This window comes from Sphingobacterium sp. GQ94 (genome assembly GCF_059758715.1).
On sequence record NZ_JCAXEC010000019.1, the window covers coordinates 37,145 to 55,001 of the forward strand.

Annotated in this window: 12 protein-coding genes; all 12 read right to left on the reverse strand. The window is 40.8% G+C overall.

Annotated elements, in window-relative coordinates:
* Positions 1–62 precede the first annotated feature (62 nt).
* The 12 genes from AC6CHH_RS14655 to AC6CHH_RS14710 all read right to left on the reverse strand — a co-directional run bounded on the left by AC6CHH_RS14655 (position 63) and on the right by AC6CHH_RS14710 (position 17,824).
* A complete protein-coding gene (locus tag AC6CHH_RS14655) occupies positions 63–1,973 on the reverse strand; it encodes an FAD-dependent oxidoreductase (RefSeq protein ID WP_498284181.1) in 1,911 nt (636 codons plus the stop codon).
* Positions 1,963–2,919 carry a hypothetical protein gene (locus AC6CHH_RS14660; RefSeq protein WP_498284183.1) on the reverse strand — a complete coding sequence of 319 codons (957 nt, stop codon included), beginning with the start codon at positions 2,917–2,919 and terminating at the stop codon, positions 1,963–1,965. Before AC6CHH_RS14660 ends, AC6CHH_RS14655 begins: the two co-directional genes overlap by 11 nt.
* A complete protein-coding gene (locus AC6CHH_RS14665; RefSeq protein ID WP_498284185.1) occupies positions 2,912–5,389 on the reverse strand; it encodes a hypothetical protein in 2,478 nt (825 codons plus the stop codon). Before AC6CHH_RS14665 ends, AC6CHH_RS14660 begins: the two co-directional genes overlap by 8 nt.
* 2 nt (positions 5,390–5,391) lie before the next feature.
* Positions 5,392–7,074 (reverse strand): RagB/SusD family nutrient uptake outer membrane protein, encoded by a 1,683-nt coding sequence (locus tag AC6CHH_RS14670; protein ID WP_498284187.1) that lies wholly within the window; start codon positions 7,072–7,074, stop codon positions 5,392–5,394.
* 10 nt (positions 7,075–7,084) lie between these two features.
* Positions 7,085–10,204, reverse strand: a complete 3,120-nt coding sequence (locus AC6CHH_RS14675; RefSeq protein ID WP_498284189.1) for a SusC/RagA family TonB-linked outer membrane protein — start codon at positions 10,202–10,204, stop codon at positions 7,085–7,087.
* A 47-nt stretch (positions 10,205–10,251) separates the two neighbouring features.
* Positions 10,252–11,265 carry a FecR family protein gene (locus AC6CHH_RS14680; RefSeq protein ID WP_498284191.1) on the reverse strand — a complete coding sequence of 338 codons (1,014 nt, stop codon included), beginning with the start codon at positions 11,263–11,265 and terminating at the stop codon, positions 10,252–10,254.
* Positions 11,266–11,341: 76 nt separating this feature from the next.
* Entirely contained in the window at positions 11,342–11,851 is a 510-nt protein-coding gene (locus tag AC6CHH_RS14685; RefSeq protein ID WP_498284193.1) for an RNA polymerase sigma factor, read from the reverse strand.
* A gap of 378 nt (positions 11,852–12,229) precedes the next feature.
* Entirely contained in the window at positions 12,230–13,003 is a 774-nt protein-coding gene (locus tag AC6CHH_RS14690) for a 6-phosphogluconolactonase (protein ID WP_498284195.1), read from the reverse strand.
* 103 nt (positions 13,004–13,106) lie between these two features.
* A complete protein-coding gene (locus AC6CHH_RS14695) occupies positions 13,107–14,168 on the reverse strand; it encodes a LacI family DNA-binding transcriptional regulator (protein ID WP_498284197.1) in 1,062 nt (353 codons plus the stop codon).
* Positions 14,169–14,235: 67 nt separating this feature from the next.
* Complete coding sequence (gene nagA / locus AC6CHH_RS14700) at positions 14,236–15,429, reverse strand: N-acetylglucosamine-6-phosphate deacetylase (protein WP_498284199.1); 1,194 nt, start codon at positions 15,427–15,429, stop codon at positions 14,236–14,238.
* A gap of 18 nt (positions 15,430–15,447) precedes the next feature.
* Entirely contained in the window at positions 15,448–16,794 is a 1,347-nt protein-coding gene (locus tag AC6CHH_RS14705; protein ID WP_498284201.1) for a Gfo/Idh/MocA family protein, read from the reverse strand.
* 13 nt (positions 16,795–16,807) lie between these two features.
* Positions 16,808–17,824 (reverse strand): Gfo/Idh/MocA family oxidoreductase, encoded by a 1,017-nt coding sequence (locus AC6CHH_RS14710; RefSeq protein WP_498284203.1) that lies wholly within the window; start codon positions 17,822–17,824, stop codon positions 16,808–16,810.
* Positions 17,825–17,857: the final 33 nt, after the last annotated feature.

Genomic DNA, 17,857 nt, shown 5'->3' on the forward strand with positions numbered 1-17,857 from the left:
TTTAGGTTAACTTCTGCAAAGGCAACCCTTTGCAGAAGACATAAATTTATAGAAAATTTATTTTATGCGTAACATCTGATTTCAAAAACTCGAACATTTTCATCTCGATGCGCTTGTTTAGCCACTAACCGAACTTTGTCAGCCAAAACCCCCTCAAATTGATGAACCACCTTTCGTAAGATGTTATCTTGAACATCCTGTTTAGAAACCAAGGTATCACCGCGATACAATTCTACTGTATATTCTTTTAAAATTTCAGGTTGAGGTCCCCTTTCCTGCTTCTTCATCACTGAATTTTCCCCTGAGAGACGCAGAAATCTATTCAAACCGGAATCAAACGTAAATTCAACACTAGAGATTGCTTGCGCTTTAGCCCAGGAAAGATCAATGCTTTGGGGGGATGAGCCTAAAGGGGCACGCCACTGATGCGAATCTCCATCCTGAACATCACGATTATAGCCATCAATTACTTTTTTCGCCTCATATCCGGGTATTTCTGAGGAAGCGCTCACCTGAGCTTGCAGGGCCAAATCTAATTTATCCTCATTCTTTATTTTTAAGATAGACTGATCTTGGCGCAATAAAAGTTGTTGAAAGTCTTTGAGCTTTGCCTTATTCTCAACAATTTTTCTAGGAGTAAGACCTTCTTTTAAACAAAATGCAACAGCTGTTCCCGCGGCTTGACCTAAAGTGGCACAGGTTGCCATAACACGGGTGGTTGATAGCGCTACGTGAGTGACAGAAATATTTCTTCCGGCCATTACCAAATTGTCAAAGGATTTACTGTACAAACTCCTCAATGGAATGGAGTATGGCCCTTTTAGTGGAATAGAACGGAAGGGGCTTAACGAAGTATCGTCCATTCCCGCAGGAAGATGATCATCCAACGGCCATCCGCCATAAGCAACCCTATCGTCAAAATTCTCCATTTTCAAGATGTCGTTTTGCGTCAAAACATAGTCCCCGGTAATCCTTCTGCTTTCGCGTTTCCCTGGAATGGACCCAAACCAAGACAACGCCCAATTCTCAGATTCAGGATGGTTTCCCGAATTTTTGATGTAATCCCAAACACCAAACACAACCCCCATTAGATCATGACGGATTTTCTGACCGTCATGAACAATATTTTCCAAACCGCCAAGCTCAATCCACCAATAGCCAAATTCCCACGAATTTATCCTACGGTATTTAAAATCGGAAAACTTGTACTTCCTTGCCCAATCAGGCGCTTTAAAAGGCATGGGCTTGTCGTGCTTGGTGGACTGAAAGAGTAAACTATTTCCCATGGTGATATCATCACGTGTCTCTAAACCCAGAGGCTCATTAAACTCAGACTTAGCCTCTCTTCCCCGCATGAACTCTGCTCCAGCTAAAGCCGCCAAGGTGCCGTCCCCGGTACAATCTGCAAAAAACTTTGCTTTCACCTGATAAATTTCCTCCGTTTGGGAACAATACGCCTGAACCTCTACAATCTTTTTGGCGCTCGTTTTCACATCATACAACATGGTATCAAAAAGCAAGGTAATATTTGGTTCAGATAATACCTTATCATACATGACATAATCAAAAATCTCCCAGGATCTTTGCGGATTGGTGTGAGACTCGGTGAGCATAACCTCCTCTAAAATTCCAGTTTCACGCCACACCTGAGCGAGTGCGGTCGCCCCGCAAATATGCATTCGAATCTCAGAACTAGCATTTCCGCCCAGCCTAGATCTGTTTTGAATTAGAACAACCTTTGAGCCATTTCGAGCGGCAGCAAGGGCGCAGCATAAGCCAGACATTCCACCTCCGGCAACAACAAAATCTGTTTCTAATTTACGAACGGCAAAAACAGATTCAGGATTCTTCAATTGGTAATCCTGAGTACCTATATCTTGTTTTTGTATTGTACTTGCCAATACTGGATCCACCAGTAAAGCACCTGAGCCAATCCCTATGGCTTTTAAAAAATCTCTTCTATTATTCTTCATAATTTAAAATTTTATTGATGATAACTTTTTGTTCTGCAGAAGCATTTTTTCCATCTCGAAAATCCATCAAAATCATTTTAGTTTGTGGATTCACATTAGAAATGGAATTTAATAATTCAGTGACTACATGAGCTTTTAGTTCACCAAGCTGTTTAAGAACAGTATTGTATTGATCGGCATTTTTAAAAAAATCACCCTGCAACGCCTCTAAAGCGTAATGCGGTACATAATCATCTTTTGCAAAAAGCAAATTAACCACCTTGTCCTGATACCTCTTAAGCATCCCTGAATCTAGGTGTTTAATAAAATATTCCTGATAAGCTGGATTGGATGAATCAGCAAAATAAGCAATCCAGTTTCGCTCTTGATAATGGGTATTTACAAATTCTCTCAAGCGTTGTTTGATGGGACCGTTGACAATATGCCAAAGGGTATAAACGGTATACAAGGCCCCTGATACAGTAACATTTGAGAATATTGCTGAAGTTGGCCGGGTGACCGCATCCACCTCTAAAGAATACTTCTCTGCCTTTTTATCAAGCAAATCTTCAACCTGATAATCTCGTAAAGGAGATAAACTATCGATTAATATGCTTTGTAACCTGGTGTAATCGTGCTCTTCAAAATATTGGTGATCAAATTTGGTAAAATGAACCTGTTTCTCTTTACTGAAATGATGAAAATTTCCTAATAAGTCCCAAAATAAATTAACTTGAATCGGTAAACAGACCTGATCATTACATACATTGGTCTCTAGCTGCGTTCCATAATATAGCATGCTATCTGCCGGAGTTTCTACAACAAAAACTGGGAAATTAAGAGTATCGTTAACCGTGAACACAAAAATTGGGTTCTTCTCAACCTTAAGATCTTCCCAGGATTGTCCCCATACCAGTAGCGGCCCAAGGCCTAGGAGCAGTAGTATGCCGATTCGTAGTTTATTCATAGGTTAAAATTGCACTTGCTTTACACGGTTTATTAACAGAAAATCTAATCCATCTTGCTTGCAGTCCCTGTGGAAATTCAAATGAAACTCCATCAGTTGGCATGACATTAATTTTTTTGTAGGTAATCCATTCCCCATTACCTGAAGGATCTAGCTCTAAGGTAAACTGAATTTCTGATTTTCCATCATGTTTCAACTGTACTTTTTTACGTTCATAAAACCCGAAAAGATAGGGGTCACTATATTGATTTGCAACCACTTTAGTCTCTAACCAAGGTCCTCCATGACCTTTGGGTTTCCCTAACTTCCATAGATCGTCAATGGCGCCAACCCAAAGTGCTGCTTTGCCGTCACCAGAGCGAATAACATGCTCCTGATTTCCGAGCTTAGCGATTCCAGAGAGGACCAGCAAGCCCCGATAAGATGCAAAGTCATGAATGGCCATATTGTGACTTGATATAGGTCTTACCTTTGCAAAACCGTCCGCATTCTCTGCTGGAAGCTCATAAAAGGTGCCATGTAGGTTCAATAAATCTCGCTCCGTTACCACCTCGCGCGCTAATCTGGTTAAGCCATTGTTGGTAAGTTTATCAAATTTTGGATCCCCTTTTGGAAATCGCCATCTGCGGCCCAAATCATCCACAACAAGAACGGAACTCTTTTCAATCTGTACTACATCTTTTGGAATATAAAATGACTCCTTAATTATTTTTTGATTTTCAGGATGTTCTGTCTTGATGAGTTCCATGTTCTCTTGAAGTTCATAATACGCTGACACCTTAAATTCGTCTTTATCCACCTCTCCCGCAAGCACACCCATCTTCCGCTGATTATCTCCCAAGGCATATAAATACCCTCCTAAGTACGCCTCTTCATTCACTCTGGAAACATGTTCGAATAAGGACGATTCGAGTTTTGCCTGCTGCTCGCCTTCAAAAGAGAAAAGAGCCGAATACGTGCCCGCAGCAGACACCTTTACCCGGATCCATTCCGCCTGCAAATCTGCAGGAATAGCATCCTGTAGAGAGCCTCCAGCAGCTAGGCTGATTTTTTTTAACAACCGCCAATCCTGTGTTCCTTGCGCATCAATCTGCAATTCAAATTCCACGGGAAAATTATTGTGGTTCTTTAACCAGGCATTTCGGTGTTTCCAGCCGGCAATTAAAAAAGGTTCGGAGATCAACTTATCGCTTAGTTCATCTTCAACCCACACAGCGCCCTCGGCGGTCGTGGATCCCAGGTGATCTAACTGCTGATCTTTAAGAAACCATAAGTTAGAATGCGATTGACCAGCCCCTTGAAGGTCTCCTTTAATTTTTCGTTTATTTAAGAATTCCTTTTGGGCTGAATCGTCAGTTCCAAAGACCAACATGTCCCTCCAGCGGGTAAAATCCCCAATCACTTTTAGATACGAAGATCTGGGTCTAATTCCTTTGGTGTTGTTTGCCGAGAATGTTTTAGGAAACTTCCAAAACATTCCATGCATGGTCATTAAATAATCAGAGGAACCATCCTGAATGTCCCGAATTCTTGGCCATTCAGTGTTCCAGCCGTGCGCCCCGTCATAACTCCGGCTCGCTCGAGGTAGCCTAAAAAATTGCCATCCTTTGTCCTGATCTCTTAGACCCACAATAACGGATTTATGATCCCATCCTGTGGCCCAAATCGGGTCCTTAGAATTCGTATTCCCGTAGATTCCTCCAGGTCCGGTAATTTCAACAAACTGGTTACGGCGAATCAATTTCCAATCCTTACCATTCCACTCAGATAAAGAACCAGCAGGGATATCGTATTGCTTTAAGGCCAACTCACCTGGCTCACCATTATTCGAATAAACCAGTACCCCTTGTCCGCTATACAGGCCCTTACCATGAACACCAAATAAATCTGCAAAGTGTTGTTTTTGTGCTTTTCGCTCCGCTGGTAATTTAGAACGGTAAGTCTCTGATTTTAGGTTCACATCCGTATAGAGTTCGGTAACCTTCTTGGTTGTTAAATCATATTCATAAAACCCCTCCTCCATGGTGGCATAATACACCTTATGCTCAGGATCATGCAAATGTCTGGCCATGCCCGTTAGGCGTCCGGGCATCACCTTTGGATCAATAACAGTGATCTTATTGTTAGCATCAACGATGTACGGACCAATAAATAATTGTTTTGATTCCTTATGAATCATTCTATTGGCGGGGGTTCCGCCAACCGAATGATCATAAACCTGAACGTCCTTGTTTTTGCCGATGATGTATAATTTATCCGAGGAACCTAAGGGAAGATGTGGTCCATAAGTCACCACATATAATTTATCGTTCCAGCTCACCAGCGCGCCTGTTCCACATTCTCCCTCCAAGTTATACATCGCTAGGTTTGGGTAAATCCCACTATAGCTTTTGTGCTGAGCGTATAGACTCATTTGACTCAACAATAGACCTACAAGCCATGTCCAGTGATAATAATTTCTATTTCGCATTTTTAATAATTTGGATTTTGTGTTAAACCACTCGTTAGCACCTCTGTTGAGGGAATTGGCCAGATGTATTGTTTATCGGCATCAAATTTTCTAATGGCAATTTGCTTAATTAGGCCTTGGGCGAAAAAAGGACTGAAATCAGCAACGCCATCTTGGTCTATCTCGGGGGCAGAGGGTAAAAACCATTTTCCTGGGTTAACCACTTTTGCCACTAGGTCCGCAGGATCCAAAAGACCATAATTGGGTTTATTTAAAACCTTCTCGGCAAGCTTCCATCGAATTATATCCATATACCTTAACCCCTCAAGGGCGAATTCCATTCTTCGCTCGGCCCGGAGTACTTTACGCATCTGCGCCTGGGTGCCTAGGAGAACCTTCGGGTAGAGCGCCGAGGAAGCATCTACCTTGTAGGCCCGAGCACGAACTTGGTTGATGGCGTCTACAACAGTGGCATCAAGCTCATTTAATTCGATTTTAGCCTCAGCGTAAATCAACAAAACATCTGCATATCGGATAATAATATTATCCGGCTCGGTACGGAATGAATTTAACATCCAATCCCCATCAACCCCCTTATTCCAAACCAAACCGTTGAAGGAGGCATATTGCGCATTTGCTCTATTGTCATTGTTTTTCACCTGAGCACCAGTGGATATCCTTTTTGTTGTCAGGGCAAGCGGATGCGGATTGTAGATGTAATCTAAGTGGGGTTCACCAAAGGCAGCAATGGTGGCCTTGCAGCGAGGATCCCGATCTTGAAAAGGATTTTTAGGATCAAAAAAGGGTGATTCATCAACAGGTAACCCATCTTTGCAATAAAAGGAAAATAATAAATCCCAAGATGGATCCTTGGCGGCCCATCCTCCATTATTTCTGGGAACAAAGTTTTGACGATCTCCAAGAGCCACACCCAAGGTGATGGATCGTGGTAAAAGAAAAATCGATTCGGCAGACTGTTTTGTTTTTGACAAAAATAAATTCGAAAAATCAGGATGTAAGCTATATAAACCCAAATCTATACAAGCTTTAGAGGCAGTTTTTGCCGTCTGAAAATCCCCCATGTAAAGTGCAATCCTTGCCTTCATCGCTAAGGCAGCTCCTTTTGTTGCCCGTTTTAATTCAGAGGAACTATACGATTCCTTCAAGTTCGAGCTGGCGAAATCAAAATCTTCATAAATTTTCATTAAAAGCTCTTGGGGGTCCATTTGGCCAACTTCATACGCCTCCTCTATGCTCATTGTTTTATCGGAATACACCACATTTCTATAGTGACTGAGCAAATACGAATACATACATGCTCGCACAAAACGAGCTTCTGCCGTATAGGCATTAATTTGATTTTCCGAGAGCACACCCTCTACCCTATGCATATCCTGTAGGACCGTGTTTGCTCTAGAGATTGCCTTGTAGGTGTTCTGCCAATTGGTAATGACAAAGGAAGATTGGCCGTTAATGGTGGCATTTGTTATGTCCGTTAATCCGTCCCGATAAATCCAATCATCCGTCCAATCATCAGCATCTTTTAACCAAAGTGCTTCCCGGTAAAGGTCGTTTAAGGACATAACCAATTCATCTGCATTGGAATTCCAAGTTTCACTTGAACCTTGGGACAGCGGGTTCATGTCTAATTTCTGACAGGAGAACATGCTGATTGAAAGGCCTATATATATTAATTTTAGTTTCATGAGGATGCTTTTAAAATTTCACATTAATACCAAATAAAAAGGAAGCGGTTATCGGATAGGTGAAGGAGGTCATCTCAGGATCCCAACCCTTAGGGAATTTATTCACCGTCAATATATCATTTGCAGTGAAAGAAACGCCCATACCTTTTACATGGTACTTGTTTAAAAATGTTTCAGGAATTTGGTAAGAAAGATTCACAGACTTTAAACGGAAATAACCTCCATTAATCATCCAGAAATCGGACATTGCATAATTATTCCCGGCCGATGTATTGGAATATCGGGGATATTTGGCTTGCTGATTTTGCTGTTCAGAATTGTAATGGCTCCAGGTGTTCCCATCTAAAATAGAAAGGAAATTTCCCCAATTTTGTTGGTATGGTCGAATCATATCCGTGGTTTGACGTGTGTTTTGCTTTCCTACACCTTGCACGACAACATTTAAATTCAATCCGGCGTAACCCATATTAATTTGTCCTCCATAGAGATATTGAGGTAAGGAACCACCAAGTAACACCCGGTCATACTCTGGAGAAATTAGTCCATCTGGGGTTCCATCGGGCCCGCTAATATCCTTATAGCGAATATCACCAGGTTTTACATTTGCATTTAAAACCGCAGAATTGCTAACCTCCTGTTCATTTTGATAAATTCCATCAGAAACATAGCCATACCATTCATTAAACTCACTGCCCTGCATTTTCACCTGGCTACCTAAGAATTCTGTACCCCCAAGGTCGCCCATCACTGACTTGAAATTAGAGATATTAAAGGAAACTCCATAATTAAATTTACCCAACTTTTCTTTCCAGCCTAAAGCCAATTCCCAACCCTTTGTACTCATCTTTCCGGTATTCTGATTGGGGTTTTCAAAGCCAATATAAATTGGAATCTGTAGGGCGAGCAACATATCGCTTGTTATTTTGTTGTATACATCGAATGTGGCATTCAACCTGTTATCTAAGCCCGCAAAATCCAATCCCACATCATAAGATTCTGTTTTCTCCCACGTAATATCCCGAATGGCATATTGCCATTGGGAGGCTGACTGAGCCGATACCGGTTCATTTCCATTGTAAAAAAGTGCTCCATTGGAGAACTCGATGAGTGATTGATAAGGATAATTCCCAATCCGCTCATTGCCTAAGGTTCCATAAGAAGCCCGAAGTTTTAAAAAGTTCAACCATGGTATATTTTTCATGAAGTTTTCCTGAGAGATGGCCCAACCAGCGGAAACCGAAGGGAATACTCCCCAACGGTATTCTTTGGCAAAACGAGATGATCCATCGTAACGGATGTTTGCTTGAAGAAAATATTTATTCGCATAATTATACATCGCCCGACCAAAATACGAACGATAGGCATTTTCGTACGCTGAACCACCATTGTCTCGAAACTCCAACGGCCCTATATTCAAATACGGATAGCCATCAAGCAAGTACTGATCCCTGGAAGCACTTAAGTTTTCATTGTAATAGTAAAAGAACTCATAACCAGCCAATAAATTAAGATTATGTTGACCAAATCCCTTTAAATAATTGGCCAGAAATTGGGTTGTATACTGGTAACTTTCAACTCTTACCTCATTTAACTTGGTTGCATCATGACCATTGATATACCCTAAAGTTTGTTCCGCATCATCCCAGGCAGTATAAGGAACCTTTGTTTTAAACTCTTTGGTGCGATCGAAGTTAAAAATGGGTGCAATTACGCCAGTCAGAGTCAACCCATCAAGGGGTTTAAGATCAAGGCCAATTTTTCCCCCGAGTTGATTGTATTGGTATTTGTTATTCCCCCCAAAATTCAACATGCCATAAATGTTATCCCCGTCTTTACCCGAGGCTAGTCTTCCATCATCCCAGGTTGCAGCATAGATTGGTGCTGTTATTCCCATTCGATACATCGGTTCACCATCGGCAGAAACCCGGTTTACATAAGGGCGGTTGTCGGTGGTCCGTTTAAAATTAACATCCACAACTGCAGATAGAAAATCATTGACGATGATGTTGTTGTTTAATCTTGAGGTTAACCGCTCATAATTACGATGCACGTATAATGCATCCGTATTATCAAACCCTAATGAGAACCGGGTCTGAAGGTGTTTTCCAGCTCCGGCAACCGAGAGCTGATGACTCTCTCTACTGGCTCGATCTTTTAAAATTAGATCTTGCCAATCAGTAATGGGATGAAGATTTGGATTTTCTTTGTTTAAAGAAAGGTAATTATCGACAAGGTCTTTGGCATAAATGGGGTATTCATTCTCATTGTTGTTGTTATCATTCCACCGCAATTCGTTCACTAATTGTAAATAACGTTGAGCGCCAACGTATTCAGGAAGTTCGGTTGGGGTTTCAAAGCCAAAATCGGTGTTGTAATCCAGCGATAACTGACCTTCCTTTCCCCTTTTGGTCGTAATTAGAATAACCCCAGCGGCCGCTCTTGAACCATAAATAGAGGCTGATGCGGCGTCTTTTAAAACCGTTACATTCTCAATATCATTGGGATTTACCTGATCTATGCTTCCGATAGGCACCCCATCGAGAATCACCAATGGATTCAGCCCACCATCGGTAATGGTAGTAATACCCCGAACGCGTACCGTTGTGGATGCACCTGGAGCACTGTTTGAACGTGTCGCCATCACTCCAGGAATTGCACCTTGAAGAGCTTGAGATAATTGGGTTGTTTTTCTAATCGCAATATCTTTCCCCTCTACCGAAGATATTGCACCCGTTACGTCTTTTTTTAAGGCTGTACCATACCCAATCACAACGACCTCATCGAGCTGAGTATCATCCGGTTTTAAACGAACTAAGATGCTGTTGGTTTGATTTATTTTCGCCACGAAATTCAATATTGAATCCCGCTCAAAGCCCACATGATGTACATAAATATGATAAACACCATCAACGGTAAGGTCATTCAGATTGAATATACCCTGTTCATCGGATCCAAAAGTTTTTTTCTGCTGACTTTTTACATCAAGTACTTCTATCGTCGCATCCGGGATAGCAACGCCATCGCTTGAGATCACCTTACCTGTTGCACGCGTATGGGTTTGCGCAAAAGATTGATGAAAAAGTGTGAATAGCCCATAAATTAGCAATGGGTAAATTACTTTACTCTTCATAGTTATTAAGTTTAATTTATAAATGGTTATTGGTTATTAAAAAACACTTACTTAATCACAACTATCTCACCTTCAATAGAAAATTCACATCCATTGATCTGACAAAAATTACGAAGCAGCACCTCTAAATTGTCCTGGTGATAGATTTCTCCGGTAAAATTCCCGTTCAGAATTTCCTTATTTTCGATATCAATGGTAACCGCATACAAACGTTCCATAATGCTAAAGAGGTCTGGATTTGAAACCCCCTTGAAGACAACAATTTTATTAGACCAGGCAATCGAGCTTTTTGGATAATTCACAATGCTTTTCTTTTTTTCAAGATCCCAGGACTCCTTGTAATTAGTGCTTGATTTCTCAACAAGGGAATAACTCATATCCTCCTTATTTAAGATAATCGCCTGATGGTCTTTTAGAAAAATCTTGTTCTTCAATTCTTTTTTGTGATCCTCAAGAAGAATTTTACCCTCCAGCAACTCAATGAGCAGTTTATCTGAGGTATGATTGCGAATAGAAAATATAGTACCTAAGGCTTGCGTCTGCACCCCTTGATATACGACCCGAAATGGGCGCGTGGTATCCGGATAGACATAATAGGTTACCTGCCCCTGAATTTGGGTTAGCTCCCTATCCACCAAAAAATCTGCAGGGTAGCTCAATTGCGCATTAGGTTCTAACTTAACCCGGCTACTATCGGGAAGAAAATACCATTTGCTGTTCTCAGTGGTATTGGAAATGGTAAAAGAAAGCTGATCTGATCCCAGCTTTCGAAAATCCTCAAGGCCAATTTTGTAGAAAGAGAAAATGCCCACAATTAACACGGCTGCGGCAACAAGAAACTGTTTAATACCCAGCGTAAAAATCTGGCGCCTGAGGACTTGGGCCAAAACTTCTTGTTTCTCAAAGTCTAGGACGTGAATCATTTCATCCGGGCTGATATCTTCGAAAAGATCAATCTCGTCCAAGGCTTGCTGATTATTCTCAAGGAATTCAGCAACAGCTTCACACTCCTTGTAGGAGCATTCATTGGATAAGAATTTTTTTAAAATATCCGGATTCACAATGTATTAATTAGGTTCTTTTGTCAGTATATACGTTCCTAACTCAAAAACTACGTACCAGCCAAAAAAAATATTTTTAAAGATGCGCCAGAATGAAAATAAGCGCCAGAACCTTCCTTAATTGTTTAACAGACTTATAGACATGGGTTTCTACCGTACGCACGGAAACATTGAGTCTTTCAGCAATTTCTTTATGACTAAAACCTTCAATGTAAGCTAGATTAAAAACTTGTTTGCGAATAGGTGACAGCCCATCAATAGCATGGTGTAATGAATCCCTTATTTCAAGCGAGAGCTCATTGAGAGGAATTTTTTCCTGTTTAAGGTTATTGATCATTTGCCTGTCTTTTGACTCCTTGCGTAACCAATCAATAAAAATTAATTTCCCCTTTCGAAACAACTGAATTTCAACCGAGAGCTCCGGAGTATAGGAATCCCGATACCTCCAAAATTTAATAAACGTTTGTTGGGTTAAATCTTGAGCAATTTCATGGGATTCCGTTTTTTTATAAAATCCGGAATATAGTCTATCATAGTATGTATAAAACACCTCTTTAAAGTTTTCAGCATTTATTTTTGAATACATAGTCAAAGAAATAGTAAATAGTAAACAGAGATAGCTATAGAAATATATGATTGATATGGTTTATTCCCCCAATTTACAGATTAATTGTAAAGAATGCGATGGAATAAGACATAAAATTATTCAGGCTAATTACAGGCGTATTTTAAGGAATAAATTCACCCAATAGCACTCCTCTATTGTAACATACTTATGACCGGTTAAGCGAATAATACCGCGATAATTCGTGATAGCAGGTCCTGGCGTAAAGGGCTTGGGAGCAGGATGAATTGAGCTTATCCCACTGAAAGTATACAACAACTCTCCTATATGGAGTATAAGCTCAGCTACAATTCTTTGAGGATCAGCGCATGCAGAAATCCGTGCCGATTTACTTGACTATTAGTTATGTCCTAATAATTCTCCGCTCTGTTCATCGATAAACAAGATAGCATCCTGGTGATTTCTAAGCACAGTGGATGGAAAATTAGGGCTTATTTCTTCGTGTAAAGTTTGGTAAATAGCTTTTGCTTTATTGGTCCCGGGAACCATCGAAAAAAGATAACGCCCGGAGAATAACGCCGGAATGGTTAAGGTTACAGCGTGAGTTGGAACCTGTTCGATACGCTCAAAACAGGCGTCATTGACCTGCTGCTGACGACTCTTGATGTCTAGGTCAATTATTTTGACAAGTTGCTTGTCGCCAAAATCAGCCACATGCGGATCATTAAAGGCAATGTGCGTATTCTCACCTATGCCCATACAAACCAAATCAATAGGATGACTTTTTAACAACGCTTCATAGCGCCTACATTCCTGCTGGATATCCTGAGCATCTCCCTGAATGTAATGTACCTTTTTAATAGGCACCAAATCGAAAAGCTTTTTTCTTAAAAAATCACCAAAACTCTGTTCATGATGTGTCGATAATCCGATATACTCATCCATATGAAAGGCAACAATTCGCGTCCAATCAATTGTCTTATTTTCTAGTAAAGCAACTAGAAACTCATTCTGTGAAGGAGCAGAAGCAAAAATCATATGTATTTGGTCTTGATGAGCCTGCAACTCAACTATTTTTTCACCAACCAGTCTGGCTGCATCCTGACCCAGGTCCCTGCGGCTAACATATTTTCGTATATATAAATTATCAATCTTTCTTTCTTCTACTATCATTTCCTAAATAAATTAAAGCTAAAACGCTGCCATATTCCCTCTATAAATAATGGGTAGGTACCCGTTACTTAAACATAGTATCCATTACAGGTTGGGAACTTTTTTAATTTCTGTAATATCCTTGGTTTTCTTTGTGGATGATATCAATAGGCATATAATAGGTTTGCTCACTCTTCTCATCAAACATCAATTTTCGGTAAAGGGCTTTAATTCCTCTGTACGCCTGTTCCTGGGGTTTTTCGCAAATTAAGAAGTCAATAATTCCTTTGTTCAGAAATTCAATATTTCTACTTAAAAAATCATAACCAATTAAAATAACATCCTGTTTACCGATAGATTCTAAATATTGTGCAACTAATGAAACACGGGAGTTGGTAATAAATATTAAACGGATATCCTGGGCTTCAGCAAATAATTCTGTCAAATTCTTCTGCACCGACTTGTAATCGGTTTTGCGAATGTTTCTTTTTAAAATAGTTCTGTTTTTCTTTGCAAAGTAATCCAAAAAACCCTCTTCTTTTCGAAGAATGTGGTGATCCGATTCAATATCTTTGGCAATGTTCATCAATACAATTTTATCCTTTTTTGCTAAAAGGTAATGAACCAAATGAGCCGCTGAATATCCACTGTAAAATAAATCAGGTCCAAAATAACACAGGCGCTTCTGATCAGGAATATCGGAGTTTATAAAAACAAGCGGTATATTTCTTTTTTGACAGCTTTGAGAGAAATCAATAGCCTGAGGGATAAAAGCCGGTGCTATTAATACACCATCCACAGACTTTTGGTTTAATATAAGCTCAGTTTGCTTTATAAAAGACTCCTTATTGTTCATGTCGTAGAAGAGTTTTGTGACTTCTACATCATACAATTTAATTTCATTTTCAGCTTGAATAATGCCATTTAGAGGTACTTCCCAATAATCTGTTTCCTCAGATACCGAAGGAATTAAGGTGAAAAGGTGCATCGTTTTAGCAGAAGCCAACCGACGAGCAAGAATATTGGGTTTGTAATCCAATTCCTTAATAATGTCCTTAATTTTTTGTTTAGTCTTCTCAGAAACACCCGTTCTTTCATGTAAAACACGATCCACGGTTGCAATGGAAACATTCGCTCTACGGGCTATTTCTTTGACACCTACTAATTTTTTCTCCTCTTTCTCCATAAATATTGCTTATTCAGAATCACCAAAAATAACGAATATATTGAACTTCCAATCAAGGCTTTAAAAATCAAGTAGATTGATAGACAATCCGACCCCCGACTATGGTCCATAAAACCTCGAAATCTTGATCAAAAATAACCACATCAGCATCTTTTCCTACCGTAAGTGATCCTTTGGTATCCTGTACCCCCATGATCCTTGCAGGTGTTAATGTTTGCATCCTGATCGCCTGGACTAGTGGAACTTCAGCCAACTGAACCATGTTCTTAACCAATCTGTTGGTCGTTGCCACACTTCCGGCAAAAGCACTACGATCTGGAAGCTTCGCTACACCATCCTCAACAATAACCCTTAGACCTGTATCTTTATTCCCCAACACACTCTCCCCTGGGGGCATTCCTGCTCCACGCATGGCATCGGTAATCAGGGCAATTCGGTCCGCTCCTTTAATCTTGTAAATCAGTTTCAATAAAGGTGCAGGAAGATGTACGCCATCAGCAATAATCTCCACATCCATTTCATCGATTAAAAAAGCGCTCTCGATCACTCCAGCATAACGGAAGGCATTTCTGCGCGTAACCCCGGACATCCCTGAATACAAATGTGTTGCCAAAGAATACCCATTGTCTGTAGCCTCAATGACCTGTTCATAGATTGCATCGGTGTGCGCTAAAGCAGCAAGAATTCCATGTTTAATAAGGTAACGTCCAAAAGTTAACGCCCCGGGCAGTTCTGGCGCAGCACTCCATCTGCTGATGAGTCCACCATAACGCGAAATGACCTCTTTGTATTCCTCAGGATTTGGGTTTCTAATGTATTTAGGATCTTGAGCTCCGGCCTGAGATTTTGCAAAATAAGGTCCCTCGAGGTGCATTCCCATAAAAGAAGCACCTTTGGTATTTAACTCCAGAGCTTTCTGATAATTCTCCAGCGTGTCAAAGAGTCCTGATTTTTCACTGGTCAGTGTCGTTGGATTCATCAAGGTGGTCCCATAACGCGCATGAGACTGTGCCACAGTCAAAAAATCCGCTACAGAACCATCCATAAAATCCGCTCCGCCGCCTCCATGAACATGGATGTCAATAAATCCAGCAGAAACATACTGTCCCCGCGCGTCAATCTCTATGCTACCTTGGGGTACATCGATCTGCTCACCTCCGATGTAATCAATCTTGCCATCCTTTAACAGGACAGTCCCTTGATCAATCACCTGATGAGCGGTAATCAGTTGTGCATTGTATATTTTAATGAGTGGCGTCATATCTGTATCATAAGGGAATTAGACTTTTACTTCCCATCCTTTTTGATAATCTCTAGACCAAAAATCCGTCATCGCTTGTTTATCGTTCAAGATGCGTCCGTTATTTGGATCAATTTTCAGGCTCCTTCCTGTTCGCTGAGCAATATTTCCCAATTGAACCAAAAGCGTACTTTGATGTCCTCCAAGAATATCAGAGTTCAATGGTTTACCGTCTTTTATAGCAGAAAAGAAGTTCTGAATATGAATTGCGTCTAAGGTTTGAGATGGATTAGTAAGACTGGTAGCGTCCACTTTGACATCATTTTTAACTTCCTTGATTAACTTGTTTTTAAGATCATAAATCTTGTAAGCATTTCCAGAATCAATTTGCAGTGATCCATTCTCACCGTAAAAAATAACGCCGACTGTTGCACCCTCACTCGCTAACCCATTGCAGCTTCTGCCTTCCCAGGTAATGGTGGCTTTATTTCCAAACTCTATCCCGATACTTTGGGTGTCAGGTGTTTGCCAATCATCTTGGTATCGGTATCTTCCACCTGTGGAGCTCACCCTTGTTGGGTAATCCACCTGAAGACCCCAGCGTGCTATGTCCACAAAATGAGTTCCATTGTTTAAGGCCTCTCCTGTTCCCCAATCCCAAAACCAATGCCAGTTGTAATGCAGAATATTATCTCTATAAGCCTGTCTTGGCGCTGGTCCTTGCCATAAATCAAAGTTCAACCATTCAGGTACGGCGACTTCTTTACCTATACCAATCGATGGTCTGTTGTTCGCGTACCAGGTTTTGGCATAATATGCACGTCCGATAACCCCCTGATGTAATTCACTAATTGCAGCCTTTACATTTGGCCAAGAACGTCTCTGGTTACCCATTTGAATAACGTTCTTATATTTTTCTACAGCCTGAACCAATAGTTCACCTTCACGTGGATTGTGACTACACGGTTTTTCCAGGTACACATGCTTGCCTGCTTGTGAGGCCAGAATTGCTGCAGGAGCATGCCAATGATCCGGAGCTGCTACAACCAGCGCATCTACGGATGGGTCCTCTAACGCACGGCGAAAATCGCCTTCCGCTTTTGGTTGACTTTTTTGTCGCTCCATCACCGATACCATACACTTCTCTATCGCTCTGGAATCCACATCACATAAATGGGTAATCACTGAATTGGGTTGCATTGCAAAATTACTTGCTAACGCCTTTCCGCGCGCATTTACCCCCATCATGGCGATATTGATACGCTCATTGGCACCTATAATATTGCCATAACTCTTCGCACTAAAGCCTGGCAGTATACCACCAAAGGAAAGAGCTGATGCTCCGATGACTGTTTTCTTTATAAAATCACGTCTTGAGTTTTTCATAAGATTTGATTTATTATTGGTTTAAAAATTGACTCAAAGACACTCTTTGTCCTTGATTTTGCTTGCTGATATCCGCCCCTTCAATAAAGGCACAAATCTCTAAGGTTTCATTTTGATCAACGGGAGGAATACCTGTTTCAAAAAACTCTACAATTCGCTCAAGAAGAGGATCATAGCCTTTGAAGTTACCAAGAGTCACATTTCCTTTTTCACCAAACACAGTGCCCCCGTAGTCCGATTTTCCCTTGCGCGTTCCGCGAAAGGTACCAATTCGGTTGTCTTTCCACTGTCCCACAATGAGATCAGCATCAGCCGTATGAAAACGCGTTACAGACTCACACCCTGTTCCCATAATTGCAAAAAGCATTTCCACACCATGTATTCCATACCAGAACATATCAGGATGGGTAGCCTCTAAATGAGCCGGACTAAACGTATTTGCACCTAAAACACCGCCAATGTTACCTGACTTGAGCGTTTGTATCGCTTCCATATAACGAAGAGAGGAAGATGAAAAAATAGGTGTGTTGTTTTTTGCAGCAAGATCGAATATCGCTTTTGCATCTTTAAAGGAGGCGGCAATAGGTTTATCGACAAAGACTGGTTTCTTCGCCTTTAAAACCGGCGTTATCTGTTCCAAATGAACCCTTCCATCATTACTTTCCAACAGGACTACATCGACCTGTTTCAATAGATCCTCAATAGAAGAAACGATCTTAACGCCGTATTCCTTAATGGTTTCAATGTATTTTGGCACCCGCTCTACAGAAGACTTTATATCCTTGCTGCCTTGGGGATAAGCGGCTACCACTTTAAATCCTTTGAAACGATCGCCAGCTTCCTTTGAATTAAGTGATTTGGCAAAAGCAAGACTATGAGAAGTATCCAGTCCAATAATTCCAACCCTTTTCCCATTCATGGATCCTAGATTCCTTGGGAATGACTGACTTAATAACGGCATACTTAGTCCAGCTCCAACTCCACTCAAAGCAGCTAAGCGCAGAAAATCTCTTCTATTAACGTTTTTCATGATTTCTATTTTGGTTATTTTTGTTTTTTTATT